We start from the raw sequence: 13521 nt of genomic DNA, 5'->3' as shown, positions 1-13521 counted from the left end.
AAAACAAAAAAAGGGGGGCCGCCCCCAGGACGACCCCCCACAACAACCCCCACAAACAGGGAAAGCCCCCTCAACCGAGGGGGCTCTCAACCCGACAAAAAACCGTGGCAGCAACCTACTCTCCCACCCCACCACAGGGCAGTACCATCAGCGCAAGGAGACTTAACGACCGGGTTCGGAATGTAACCGGGTGTGACCCTCCCACCATAACCACCACGGAAACCAACACCCACACCCCGAAACCCCAACAAAGAGCCCCGAAGCCGGGAAACATTTCCACCAGCTATGTGAAACGTATGCGCGAGCACCCAATTATCTGCAGCGGACAAGCCCTCGGCCTATTAGTACCGGTCAGCTCCACCCCTCACAAGGCTTCCACACCCGGCCTATCAACCCCATCGTCTATAGGGAGCCTTACCCTCTCAAAGGAGGCAGGAGACCTCATCTCGAAGCAAGCTTCCCGCTTAGATGCTTTCAGCGGTTATCCCTCCCGAACGTAGCCAACCAGCCATGCCCTTGGCAGGACAACTGGCACACCAGAGGTTCGTCCGTCCCGGTCCTCTCGTACTAGGGACAGCCCTTCTCAAGTCTCCAACGCGCACAGCGGATAGGGACCGAACTGTCTCACGACGTTCTAAACCCAGCTCGCGTGCCGCTTTAATGGGCGAACAGCCCAACCCTTGGGACCAACTCCAGCCCCAGGATGCGACGAGCCGACATCGAGGTGCCAAACCATCCCGTCGATATGGACTCTTGGGGAAGATCAGCCTGTTATCCCCGGGGTACCTTTTAGCCGTTGAGCGACACCGCTTCCACACGCCGGTGCCGGATCACTAGTCCCAGCTTTCGCTCCTGCTCGACACGTCCGTCTCACAGTCAAGCTCCCTTGTGCACTTACACTCAACACCTGATTACCAACCAGGCTGAGGGAACCTTTGGGCGCCTCCGTTACTCTTTGGGAGGCAACCGCCCCAGTTAAACTACCCACCAGACACTGTCCCCGAACCGGATCACGGCCCAAGGTTAGATGCCCGAAACAGTCAGAGTGGTATTTCACCAACGCCTCCACCACCACTAGCGTGATAGCTTCACCGGCTCCCACCTATCCTACACAAACCATCCCAAACACCAATGTCAAGCTATAGTGAAGGTCCCGGGGTCTTTCCGTCCTGCTGCGCGAAACGAGCATCTTTACTCGTAGTGCAATTTCACCGGGCCCATGGTTGAGACAGTGGGGAAGTCGTTACGCCATTCGTGCAGGTCGGAACTTACCCGACAAGGAATTTCGCTACCTTAGGATGGTTATAGTTACCACCGCCGTTTACTGGCGCTTAGATTCCCAGCTTCACAGGGGCGAACCCCCATTGACCGGTCCTCTTAACGTTCCAGCACCGGGCAGGCGTCAGTCCGTATACAGCGTCTTACGACTTCGCACGGACCTGTGTTTTTAATAAACAGTCGCTTCCCCCCGCTATCTGCGACCCCACCCAGCTCCAGCCGCGAAGGCCTTCACCAGACAGGGCTCCCCTTCTCCCAAAGTTACGGGGACAATTTGCCGAGTTCCTTAACCATGGTTCACCCGAACGCCTCGGTATTCTCTACCTGACCACCTGCGTCGGTTTAGGGTACTGGCCGCTCACGAACTCGCTAGAGGCTTTTCTCGACAGCATGGGATCACTCACTTCGCCTAAAACGGCTCCGCATCACGTCTCAGCCTTCACGGGAGGCGGATTTACCAACCCCCCAGCCTACACGCTTACCCCCGGACAACCACCGCCGGGTAGAGCTACCCTCCTGCGTCACCCCATCACTTACCTACTACAAGCTCGGATCCCAGACCGGTAAAGCAACCAGTCCCGAAGGACCGGAAACCCACCAGCGTGGTTAGCATCACCTGATTCGATACTGGGCGCTCGTGCACGGGTACGGGAATATCAACCCGTTATCCATCGACTACGCCTGTCGGCCTCGCCTTAGGTCCAGACTCACCCTGGGCGGATTAACCTGCCCCAGGAACCCTTAGTCAATCGGCGGCAACGTTTCTCACGTTGCTTTCGCTACTCATGCCTGCATTCTCACTCGCACGCCCTCCACCACACGATCACTCGGCGGCTTCACCGAACGCACGACGCTCCCCTACCAACCCGGCAAAAACCGGGCTCCACAGCTTCGGCGGTGTGCTTAAGCCCCGCTACATTATCGGCGCAGAACCACTTGACCAGTGAGCTATTACGCACTCTTTAAAGGATGGCTGCTTCTAAGCCAACCTCCTGGTTGTCTCAGCAACTCCACAACCTTTCCCACTTAGCACACGCTTAGGGGCCTTAGCTGATGATCTGGGCTGTTTCCCTCTCGACTACGAAGCTTATCCCCCGCAGTCTCACTGCCACGCTTCACTTAACCGGCATTCGGAGTTTGTCTGACGTCAGTAACCTTGTCGGGCCCATCAGCCAAACAGTAGCTCTACCTCCGGCAAGAAACACGCAACGCTGCACCTAAATGCATTTCGGGGAGAACCAGCTATCACGGAGTTTGATTGGCCTTTCACCCCTACCCACACCTCATCCCCCAGGTTTTCAACCCTGGTGGGTTCGGGCCTCCACGAGGTCTTACCCCCGCTTCACCCTGGACATGGGTAGATCACTCCGCTTCGGGTCCACAGCATGCGACTCAAACGCCCTATTCAGACTCGGTTTCCCTACGGCTACCCCACCCGGGTTAACCTCGCCACACACCATGACTCGCAGGCTCATTCTTCAAAAGGCACGCCATCACCAGACACAAGATCCAGCTCTGACGGCTTGACAGCACACGGTTTCAGGTACTATTTCACGACCCCTCACCGGGGCACTTTTCACCTTTCCCTCACGGTACTAGTGCACTATCGGTCACCAGGACGTATTTTGGCTTAGCAGGTGGTCCTGCCAGATTCACACGGAATTCCTCGGGCTCCGCGCTACTCGGGGACAGCGTCAACACCTGATCAGAACCTTCACCTACGGGACTCTCACCCACTCCGGTACCGCTTCCCAACGGATTCAGCTAGCTCTGACCACTAGTGCTCCGGGCCGGCAGACCCGAAAAGACACGCCCCACAACCCCGCACACGCAACGACTGCCGTCTATCACACGCGCACGGTTTAGCCTCTTCCCCGTTCGCTCACCACTACTAGGAGAATCACTGTTGTTTACTCTTCCTACGGGTACTGAGATGTTTCACTTCCCCGCGTCACCACCAACCGCCCTATACATTCAGGCGGCGGCAACCCGATACAACTCGGGCTAGGTTTCCCCATTCGGACACCCACGGATCAAAGCTCGGTTGACAGCTCCCCGTGGCCTATCGCGGCCTCCCACGTCCTTCATCGGCGCCTGGTGCCAAGGCATCCACCGTATGCCACTATCACTTGGCCACTACAGATAACAAGATGCTCGCGCACACTATTCACAAATCAAAACACCAACCGCATACCCTGCTACCACTCACCCACCCGGACAACCGAGAACCCCCACCCCCGCACACAGCGGAGACAAGGGAACCAGGCCCACAGGCTTCTGAGAGTTCTCAGAGGCGGTCCGCGGGAACCAACCACAAGGGTTGCTTCCTCAGACACCCAACAACGCGCCCTCCAAGGCTTCTAGGACCCTTGGAGGTGAAGTCCGACCAATCCATTACAACCAATCCCACCGGAACACCACAGATCAACCATGGGTTCAGCAGGTCCACTTTCGAGTCCGGCCAACCATAGGAAAAGTGTTGGCCTGAAAAGACTCCTTAGAAAGGAGGTGATCCAGCCGCACCTTCCGGTACGGCTACCTTGTTACGACTTCGTCCCAATCGCCAGCCCCACCTTCACTCACTCCCTCCCCGAAGGGTTAGGCCACAAGTTTCGGGTGTTGCCGACTTTCATGACGTGACGGGCGGTGTGTACAAGGCCCGGGAACGTATTCACCGCGGCGTTGCTGATCCGCGATTACTAGCGACTCCACCTTCATGGGGTCGAGTTGCAGACCCCAATCCGAACTGAGACCGGCTTTTAGGGATTCGCTCCACCTCACGGTATCGCACGCCCATTGTACCGGCCATTGTAGCATGTTTGCAGCCCAAGACATAAGGGGCATGATGACTTGACGTCGTCCCCACCTTCCTCCGAGTTGACCCCGGCAGTCTCCCATGAGTCCCCACCATTACGTGCTGGCAACATGGAACAAGGGTTGCGCTCGTTGCGGGACTTAACCCAACATCTCACGACACGAGCTGACGACAGCCATGCACCACCTGTCACCCGCCAACTAAATGACCCCACATCTCTGCAGGTCCACGGGTGATGTCAAACCTTGGTAAGGTTCTTCGCGTTGCGTCGAATTAAGCAACATGCTCCGCCGCTTGTGCGGGCCCCCGTCAATTCCTTTGAGTTTTAGCCTTGCGGCCGTACTCCCCAGGCGGGGCGCTTAATGCGTTAGCTACGGCGCGGAAACCGTGGAAAGTCCCCACACCTAGCGCCCAACGTTTACGGCATGGACTACCAGGGTATCTAATCCTGTTCGCTCCCCATGCTTTCGCTCCTCAGCGTCAGGTAAGGCCCAGAGACCCGCCTTCGCCACCGGTGTTCCTCCTGATATCTGCGCATTTCACCGCTACACCAGGAATTCCAGTCTCCCCTACCTACCTCTAGCATGCCCGTATCCACTGCAGAACCGGGGTTAAGCCCCGGTCTTTCACAGCAGACGCGACACGCCGCCTACGAGCTCTTTACGCCCAATAATTCCGGACAACGCTCGGACCCTACGTATTACCGCGGCTGCTGGCACGTAGTTAGCCGGTCCTTATTCCCCACCTACCGTCAACCCCGCGAGAACGCGGAGCCTGCGTGAGTGGTAAAAGAGGTTTACAACCCGAAGGCCGTCATCCCCCACGCGGCGTCGCTGCGTCAGGCTTTCGCCCATTGCGCAATATTCCCCACTGCTGCCTCCCGCAGGAGTCTGGGCCGTGTCTCAGTCCCAGTGTGGCCGGTCGCCCTCTCAGGCCGGCTACCCGTAATCGCCTTGGTAGGCCGTTACCCCACCAACAAGCTGATAGGCCGCGAGCCCATCCCCGACCGAAAAACTTTCCACCCTCGACCATGCGGAGGAGGGTCGTATCCGGTATTAGACGGCGTTTCCACCGCTTATCCCGGAGTCAGGGGCAGGTTGCTCACGTGTTACTCACCCGTTCGCCGCTCGTGTACCCCGAAGGGCCTTACCGCTCGACTTGCATGTGTTAAGCACGCCGCCAGCGTTCGTCCTGAGCCAGGATCAAACTCTCCATAAAGGTCTTGCACCGCCACCCCGAAGGGTGCGGAAACCTAGAAGAAAATCCTGACCGAACCGTCTGGCTCTATGTCCTTCTGGTCCAATCAAAGGAACCTCGCACACTCCGATCTCACTGATCGTCGTGTGACGGGGCCAAAACAAACTTGGCTGTAAAAATCGAACACGCGCTGTTGAGTTCTCAAGAAGCAACCGCTCTTCCCGTACAAGCCCCGGATTCGTGTTTCCCGGTCGCTCTTCCGTGGAAGGCGTCTGCGTTTCCGCTTTGTTGTGTCTTCACTTTATCAGTGTTTCCGTGTCCCGCCAAACCGGCGTTTTCCGGAACCTTCTGACTTGGTGAAGGACCGCTTCCGCTGTTTCCTTTGGAAGCACTCTCCGAGTCTACATGGCCGCAGCACTGCTCCGGACTGCTGAATTTCAGAGAGAAGAAGTTCGACCGGCCCGCCCGCTTTCGCGTGCGGCTCGCTCGGTCGTGCCCCTCCCGGGCCTTGGGCCCTTCGGAGGCGACTCGGAGAACATTACCCCCCGACTCGGATCGACGCAAACGATCTCTCGTGTGACCCGGGTCACAATCACTGCCCCTGCGGATCAGTCGAGGCACGCGTCGCCGTACAGCGTGTGCGCTGGGCCGATGACATACCGGGGCCGGCTCTCAGTTCAGGATCCGGCCCGTCCCCGTGCCCGGGGCCGTGTAGAGCCACTCGACCTCGAGGTCCACCGCGGCGACGGTGGCCGGGGAGTACGACACCAGTGCCTCGTTGCCCACGAACGTGGCGGCCAGCTGGGCGATGGTGGGGTTGTGCCCCACCACCAGGAGTGTGCGCACCCCGGGGTCGACGTAGGTGATCAGTTCCAGCAGGGCGTCCACGCCGGCGGTGTAGGCCGACTCCGAGTAGTCGATCTCCGGCCCGACGGGGCCGTCCAGTGCCTCCAGGACGCCGTCGAGCGTCTGGCGGGTGCGCTTGGCGGAGGAGCAGATCACGTGGTCCGGGGTGTGGCCCTGCTCCGCGAGGAGGCGGCCGACCCGGCGGGCCTGCTCGTGGCCGCGGTCGGTGAGGGAGCGGTCGTAGTCGATGACCCCGTAGCCGGCCTCGGCCTTGGCGTGGCGGAGCAGCAGGAGCGTGCGGCCGGTCATGACGCGATCACCGTCGCGACGATGGAGAGCAGGACGATGAACCCCACCATCACCCCCACGATGACGAACAGGCCCTTCATTCCCGACATGCGTCCCCCTGAGTACGTGGTTTGTCCCCACCCAGAGTAGGAGGGGCCGCCGGGTCCCCCCGGCGGCCCCTCGGCATGGCTAGTTGCTGCGTGCCTCTTCCTTGTTGCCGTGGTCGGTGGGCTCGTCGGCGACGCCGGTCCCGCCCTCGACACCCGGGGTGTCGTCGGAGGGGGCCCTGTCGCCGTCGTCGCTCTCGGGGGCGCCGTGCCGGAGCTCGGCGGGCTCGGTCTCGTTGCCCGACCCGCGGTTCTTGGACCACAGGACGGCGCCGACGAGGATGGCGACCGCCAGCGCGGTGACGCCGACCCTCAGCACGGTGTTGTCCGCGTAGATGACGACGCTGGGCGCCACGATCAGCGCGACCAGGTTCATCACCTTGAGCAGCGGGTTGATGGCCGGGCCCGCGGTGTCCTTGAAGGGGTCGCCGACCGTGTCGCCGATGACGGTGGCGGCGTGGGCCTCCGAGCCCTTGCCGCCGTGGTGGCCGTCCTCGACGAGCTTCTTGGCGTTGTCCCAGGCACCGCCGGAGTTGGCGAGGAACACCGCCATGAGGACGCCCGCGGCGATGGCGCCGCCGAGGAACGCGCCCAGCGGGGCGTATCCCAGGGCGAAGCCGACCGCGATCGGCGCCAGGACGGCGAGCAGGCCGGGGGTGACGAGTTCGCGCAGCGAGTCGCGGGTGCAGATGTCGACGACGCGGGCGTACTCGGGCTTCTCGGTGCCGTCCATGATCCCGGGCCGGGTGCGGAACTGCTCGCGCACCTCTAGGACGACGCGCCCGGCGGCGCGGCCGACCGCCATGATGGCCAGCCCGGAGAAGAAGAACACCACGCTGGCGCCGATGATGACGCCGACGAGGACGTCCGGGCTGTCCAGGGACAGCGAGAAGACCTCCCCGCCGCCGAGCTGCTCCTGCACGGAGGTGCGGAACGCCCCGAACAGGGCGGTGGCGGCCAGGACCGCGGTGGCGATCGCGATGCCCTTGGTGATGGCCTTGGTGGTGTTGCCGACGGCGTCCAGGCCGGTGAGGATCTCGGCGCCCTTGCCCTCGACGTCACCGGACATCTCGGCGATGCCCTGGGCGTTGTCGGACACCGGGCCGAAGGTGTCCATGGCGACGATGATGCCGACGGTGGTGAGCAGGCCCGTGCCGGCCAGGGCGACGGCGAACAGGCTGAGCGTGATGGACCCGCCGCCCAGGAGGAACGCCGCGTACACGGCGCCGGCGATGAGCAGGGCGGAGTAGACCGCCGATTCCAGGCCGACGGAGATGCCGGACAGGATGACGGTGGCCGCGCCCGTCTCGGAGCTCTCCCCGATCTCGCGGACCGGGCGCCTGTCGGTCTCGGTGAAGTAGCCGGTGAGGAGCTGGATGGCGGCCGCGAGGACGAGGCCGATGAGGACCGCGGCGATCGCGATGAAGCGCGGGTCGGGGTCGGTGCCCGCGGCGGCGATCTCGTCGAGGACGCCCTGGCTGACGCCGGACAGCTCCTGGAAGCTGCCGGGCAGGTACCAGAAGGCGGTGGCGACGACGAGCAGTGCGGAGATCCCGGCGGAGATGAAGAAGCCGCGGTTGATCGCGGACATCGCCGTCTTGTCGCGGGCGCTCGGAGCGACGATGAAGATACCGATGATGGCGGTGATGACGCCGATCATCGGGACCAGCAGGGGGAAGACGAGGCCTTCGACGCCGAACGCGACGCGTCCCAGGATGAGGGAGGCGACGAGCACGACGGCGTAGGACTCGAAGAGGTCGGCGGCCATGCCCGCGCAGTCGCCCACGTTGTCGCCGACGTTGTCGGCGATGGTGGCCGCGTTGCGGGGGTCGTCCTCGGGGATGCCCTGCTCGACCTTGCCGACGAGGTCGGCGCCGACGTCGGCGGCCTTGGTGAAGATGCCGCCGCCGACGCGCATGAACATGGCGAGGAGGGCGGCGCCGAAGCCGAAGCCCTCCAGGACGATCGGGGCGTCGCCCCGGTAGAGCAGGACGACGACGGCCGCGCCGAGCAGGCCCAGGCCGACGGTGATCATGCCGGCGACACCGCCGGTGCGGAAGGCGATCCGCATGGCGGTGCGGCTGTCGTCCGCGGTACCGCCGCGGGCGGCGGCGGCGACGCGGACGTTGCCGCGGACCGCGAGCCACATGCCGATGAAGCCGGTGGCGGCGGAGAGCACGGCGCCGAGGGCGAAGAAGAGGGACCGTCCGATCCGGATGTCCCACGAGTCGGCGGGGAGCAGGAGCAGCAGCAGGGGGATGATGACGACGAAGACCGCGAGGGTGCGGAACTGTCGCCTCAGGTAGGCACCCGCTCCTTCCTGGACCGCGACCGCGATGTTGCGCATTCGCTCGGTGCCCTGTCCGGCGGCGAGGACTTCACGTACCAGCATCCCCGCGACGGCGAGCGCGAGGAGCGCCACCGCCATGACGACGATGATGAGCGTCAAGTCGATGCCTTGTAGTTCTAGGGCCGTGCCGCTCGGCGCGGCGAGGTTGAGCCCAGACAATCCGTCCTCCTTGCGACGGGCACGGCCTTTTTCTCCCCCGTCCACGCAAAGCACGGGGAATCCCGTGCGAAGTCGTGCACGTACCGCCGTCCGGAGGGAGCCTGAGCTGGCCCGACGGCACGTGGTCCGGGGTCGAGGCGGTGCCACTTTCGGTTTCTTGCCCACGGCCCGCGCCACGTGCTCACGGGCGGTGATCAGGAAATCCTACGCAGCCCGAAGAAAAAAGGAGAGAGCGGATTAGTGATTTTTTCGAGAATGATCAAAGATGTGATCCATCGGTGATCTCGAAAAACGGATAAATGCCTTTATCGGCGATCTTTGCCTTGCATAATGACTTAATGCGGTGTTAACGTTAAAGCTCTCATGAAGGCATGAAGCGGGAATGAGCCCCAGGAGCCCCTGCGATCTCAGCGCAGTCGCAGCCGGGAGGGGTCCACCCCGTCGCCCGGCCCGACGCGTCCCGCGTCCAGGCCGTCGGCCAGGGAACGGGCGAAGGCCGCCGCCCCCGCGGTGTCCACTCCGTGCGGCGCGTCCGGTCCGTACGCCTCCACCCGGTCGGCGCCCCGGCGCAGCAGGCGGGCGGCGCCCGTGGGGTTCCCGCGCTGGGCGTGCGTGACGCCCACCGCCACCTGTGCCAGACCGCGCCACAGTTCCCGCTCCGGCTCGGGGGAGGACTTCCACACGGCTTCGAGAACCTCGTGGGCGGTGAAAGCGTATCCCTCGTCGAGCAGGCGCTGGGCCGTTTCCAGCCCTTCCTCCGCCGAGAACTCGGCGTCGTCGGGCACCCGCTCCACCTCGCCGACGCTGCCGTGCGGCATCGGCCGGCCGTAGCGGTCGCGTGGGCGCTGGTTCTGGGCACGCCCGTCCGGGGCGCGGTCGCGGTCCGCGTTCACCGTGTCCACCTTCTTCCTCAGTCGTCGCCGGGGAGATCGTCGAGCCACTCCGTGAGGGCTCCCGAGACGGCGTCCGGGCGCTCCTCGTGCGGGAAGTGCCCGGCATCGGGTATCTCCCTCCAACGGTAGGGCCCGAGCACCGAGCGCTCCGAGGCGCGGGCGGCCTCCGGGGGGCAGAGCGGGTCGAGGCGGCCGTGGACCTGGAGCACCGGGACGCGCACCGGCGTGCGCATGCGCGCCCGGTAGCGCAGGCCGTCCGGGCGCAGCCGGGAGCGGCCGATCCACCGGTGGTACTCCAGGGAGCAGTGGGACACCTTGGGGATGGAGAACGCGATCCGGTACATCTCTTCGGCCTCGGTGTCGGGCCAGCCCGGACCGGACCACTCCCGCAGCAGGTCGCCGACCCGGGCGCAGCCGTCGGCGAGGAGGCGGTGCTCGGGCAGGACCGGCAGCTGCGCCTGGAGCATGTGGCGGGCGCCCGGGCCGGAGGAGAGCAGCGCCCGGGCCGCCCGGCCCGGGTGCGGGGAGGCGACCGCCGCCAGGGCCCGGACCGTGCCCGGGTGGTAGGCGGTCATGGTCCACCCGACCAGGCCGCCGACGCCGTGGCCGACCACGACCGCGTGGCGCGTGCCCAGGGCGCGGACCAGGCCGGCGGCGTCCTGGGCCAGGGTCACCGGGTCGTATCCGCGGGGGGTCTTGTCGCTGCCGCCGTATCCCCGCAGGTCGACGGCGACCGCGCGGTACCCCGCCGCCGCGGCGGCGGTGAGCTGGTGCCGCCACGCCCACCAGAACTGGGGGAACCCGTGCAGGAACAGCACCAGCGGCCCCTCGCCCAGCTCGACGGCGTGGAAGCGCGCTCCCGCGGCCCCGACGGTCCGGTGGGCCCAGGGGCCCTCGACGTAGGCGGCCGAATCGTCCAGCACTGCGGCGGTGTCAGTTCCCGGCGGTGGCCGTGGCCCCGCTCGGCTGCGCGGCGGCGACGTCCGATCCCGGCGGGGTGATCTCGCGGCGCAGGATGGCGCCCAGGCGCGAGGTCGTCAGCTGGGTGCGCTCCAGGCCCCGCATCCTGCGGAAGCTGAGCAGGCCGAACAGGGCGAACATGAGCGCGATGAGCAGGTAGACCCCGGTCACGATGGCGAAGGAGGCCCATCCCGGCAGGCCCGCCACCTCGTACAGGACGAAGGCGATGGTCACCGAGAGGAGGATGACGAAGATGTGCATGAGGACGGCGAACACGGCGAACCCGGCGATGCCCTTGCCCGCCTTCGCCGCCTCGGCCTTGGCCTCGGCCTTGGCGAGCTCCAGCTCCAGGCGCACCAGACGTGAGAAGTTCCCGGTGACGTCCGAGACCAGTTCGCCGACGGAGCGGTCGCTTTCTCCGGCGGCACCCGGCTTGTCCACCATCGCGGGGTTTCCCTTCTGTCGGTCCGAACACGCGGATGATCCTCCGCATCCTCGCACACGGGGCCCCGCCGATGTCCCTCACGGCACGCACAACGCGGGCTCCCGCTTTCGTCACCGGGGTGAGCCTCCGTGCCCGGATACGGAGGCGGCGGGGCGCCCCGGGCCGGATGCGGGCCCGGGGCGCCCCGCGCTCCCCCGGGTCAGTCGCCCTGCTTGACGGAGGGCAGCTGCTTGGCGATGACCTCCATGATCGAGGAGTCGGTGAGCGTGGAGGTGTCACCGACCTCGCGGTTCTCGGCGATGTCGCGCAGCAGGCGGCGCATGATCTTGCCCGAGCGGGTCTTGGGCAGCTCCGGCACGGCCAGCAGGCGGGCCGGCTTGGCGATCGGCCCCAGGGAGGCGCCGACGTGGTCCCGCAGGGCCTTCATCATCTCCTCGGAGACCTCCTCGGCCCCGCTGCGCAGGATCACGAAGCCGACGATGGCCTGGCCGGTGACCTTGTCCGTGGCGCCGACCACGGCGGCCTCGGCCACGCTCGGGTGCGAGACCAGGGCGGACTCGACCTCGGTGGTGGAGATGTTGTGGCCGGAGACGAGCATGACGTCGTCGACGCGGCCCAGCAGCCACAGGTCGCCGTCCTCGTCCTTCTTGGCGCCGTCGCCGGGGAAGTACAGGCCCTCGAAGCGCGACCAGTAGGTGTCCTTGTAGCGCTCCGGGTCGCCCCAGATGCCGCGGAGCATGGACGGCCACGGCTCGCGGATCACGATGAAGCCGCCGTCGCCGTCGGGGACGGAGGCCCCGTTCTCGTCCACCACGTCGGCGACGATGCCGGGCAGCGCGCGCATGGCCGCGCCCGGCTTGCCGTCGGCGACGCCCGGCAGCGGGCTCACCATGATGGCGCCGGTCTCCGTCTGCCACCACGTGTCCACGACCGGCGTGCGGTCTCCGCCGATGTACTTGCGGTACCAGACGTAGGCCTCGGGGTTGATGGGCTCGCCCACCGAGCCGATGACGCGCAGGCTCGACAGGTCGAACTTGGCGGGGATGTCGTCGCCCCACTTCATGAAGGTGCGGATCGCCGTGGGGGCCATGTAGGCGATGGTGACCTTGTACTTCTCGATGATCTCCCAGAACCGGCCGCGGTGCGGGGTGTCCGGGGTGCCCTCGTAGAGGACGGTCGTCGCGGCGTTGGAGAGCGGGCCGTAGACGATGTAGGAGTGGCCGGTGACCCAGCCGATGTCGGCGGCGCACCAGTAGACGTCGGTCTCGGGCTTGAGGTCGAAGACCGCCCAGTGGGTGTACGACGCCTGGGTGAGGTAGCCGCCGGTGGTGTGCAGGATGCCCTTGGGCTTGGCCGTGGTGCCGCTGGTGTACATGATGTACAGCGGGTTCTCGGAGTCGTGGGCCTCGGGCGTGTGCTCGGTGCTCTGGGAGTCGACGAGGTCGTGCCACCACACGTCGCGGTCGGTCCACTCGACGTCCTGGCCGGTGCGGCGGACGACGAGGACGTTCTCCACGGCCGGGCGGTCGGCGACCGCGGCGTCCACGGCGGGCTTGAGGGCGCTGGCCTTGCCGCGCCGGTAGCCGCCGTCGGCGGTGATGACGAGCTTGGCCTGGCTGTCGTCCAGTCGCTGGCCCAGGGCGTCGACGGAGAATCCGCCGAAGACCACCATGTGGACGGCGCCCAGGCGGGCGCAGGCCAGCATCGCGACGATCGTCTCGGGGATCATCGGCATGTAGATGGCGACCCGGTCGCCCCTGGTGACGCCGAGCTCGGTGAGGGCGTTGGCGGCCTGGGAGACCAGGTCCTTCAGCTCGGCGTAGGTGATGGTGCGGGTGTCGCCGGGCTCGCCCTCCCAGTGGTAGGCGACGCGGTCGCCCAGGCCGTTGGCGACGTGGCGGTCCACGCAGTTGACGGAGGCGTTGAGCCTGCCGTTGACGAACCACTTCGCGAAGGGCGGCTGCCAGTCCAGGACGGTGTCCCAGGGCTGGTCCCACTGGAGCCTGCGGGCCTGCTCCTCCCAGAAGCCGAGGCGGTCCTCGGCGGCCTCGGCGTAGGCCTCGGCCTTGACGTTGGCGTTCGCGGCCAGGTCCGCCGGCGGGGGGAAGCTGCGCGTCTCATGGAGAAGGTTGGACAGTGTCTCCTGGCTCGGGGGAGTGCTGTCTGCCACTGTGATTCTCCTT

The 13521-nt window shown here is 65.3% G+C and carries 6 protein-coding genes and 3 rRNA genes; all 9 read right to left on the bottom strand.

Features of this window, described 5'->3' with window-relative positions; translation table 11 throughout:
• Positions 1 to 102: 102 nt before the first annotated feature.
• Positions 103 to 218, bottom strand: a 5S ribosomal RNA gene (gene rrf, locus ACSUPR_RS16790).
• A gap of 102 nt (positions 219 to 320) precedes the next feature.
• A 23S ribosomal RNA gene (locus ACSUPR_RS16785) occupies positions 321 to 3414 on the bottom strand.
• Positions 3415 to 3779: 365 nt separating this feature from the next.
• Positions 3780 to 5311: ribosomal RNA gene (locus ACSUPR_RS16780) — 16S ribosomal RNA — on the bottom strand.
• Together the 16S, 23S and 5S rRNA genes form the textbook arrangement of a ribosomal RNA operon.
• 651 nt (positions 5312 to 5962) lie before the next feature.
• The gene (locus ACSUPR_RS16775) at positions 5963 to 6445 is read right to left on the bottom strand and encodes a SixA phosphatase family protein (protein ID WP_436885547.1); all 483 of its coding nucleotides are present in this window, start codon (positions 6443 to 6445) and stop codon (positions 5963 to 5965) included.
• Positions 6446 to 6613: 168 nt separating this feature from the next.
• Complete coding sequence (locus ACSUPR_RS16770; protein WP_436885546.1) at positions 6614 to 9040, bottom strand: sodium-translocating pyrophosphatase; 2427 nt, start codon at positions 9038 to 9040, stop codon at positions 6614 to 6616.
• 407 nt (positions 9041 to 9447) lie between these two features.
• Positions 9448 to 9942, bottom strand: coding sequence for a DUF309 domain-containing protein (locus ACSUPR_RS16765; protein WP_436885545.1), 495 nt, complete (start codon positions 9940 to 9942; stop codon positions 9448 to 9450).
• A gap of 8 nt (positions 9943 to 9950) precedes the next feature.
• A complete protein-coding gene (locus ACSUPR_RS16760) occupies positions 9951 to 10856 on the bottom strand; it encodes an alpha/beta fold hydrolase (protein WP_436885544.1) in 906 nt (301 codons plus the stop codon).
• Between the two features lie 10 nt (positions 10857 to 10866).
• Positions 10867 to 11337 carry a phage holin family protein gene (locus ACSUPR_RS16755; protein WP_436885543.1) on the bottom strand — a complete coding sequence of 157 codons (471 nt, stop codon included), beginning with the start codon at positions 11335 to 11337 and terminating at the stop codon, positions 10867 to 10869.
• 200 nt (positions 11338 to 11537) lie between these two features.
• Positions 11538 to 13508 (bottom strand): acetate--CoA ligase, encoded by a 1971-nt coding sequence (gene acs / locus ACSUPR_RS16750; protein WP_436885542.1) that lies wholly within the window; start codon positions 13506 to 13508, stop codon positions 11538 to 11540.
• Positions 13509 to 13521: the final 13 nt, after the last annotated feature.

The sequence above is a fragment of the Nocardiopsis dassonvillei genome (genome assembly GCF_964273065.1).
Taxonomy (GTDB): Bacteria; Actinomycetota; Actinomycetes; order Streptosporangiales; family Streptosporangiaceae; genus Nocardiopsis; species Nocardiopsis dassonvillei_B.
Note: the sequence above shows the minus strand (reverse complement) of the source record. Positions and strands in the feature narration are given on the sequence as shown.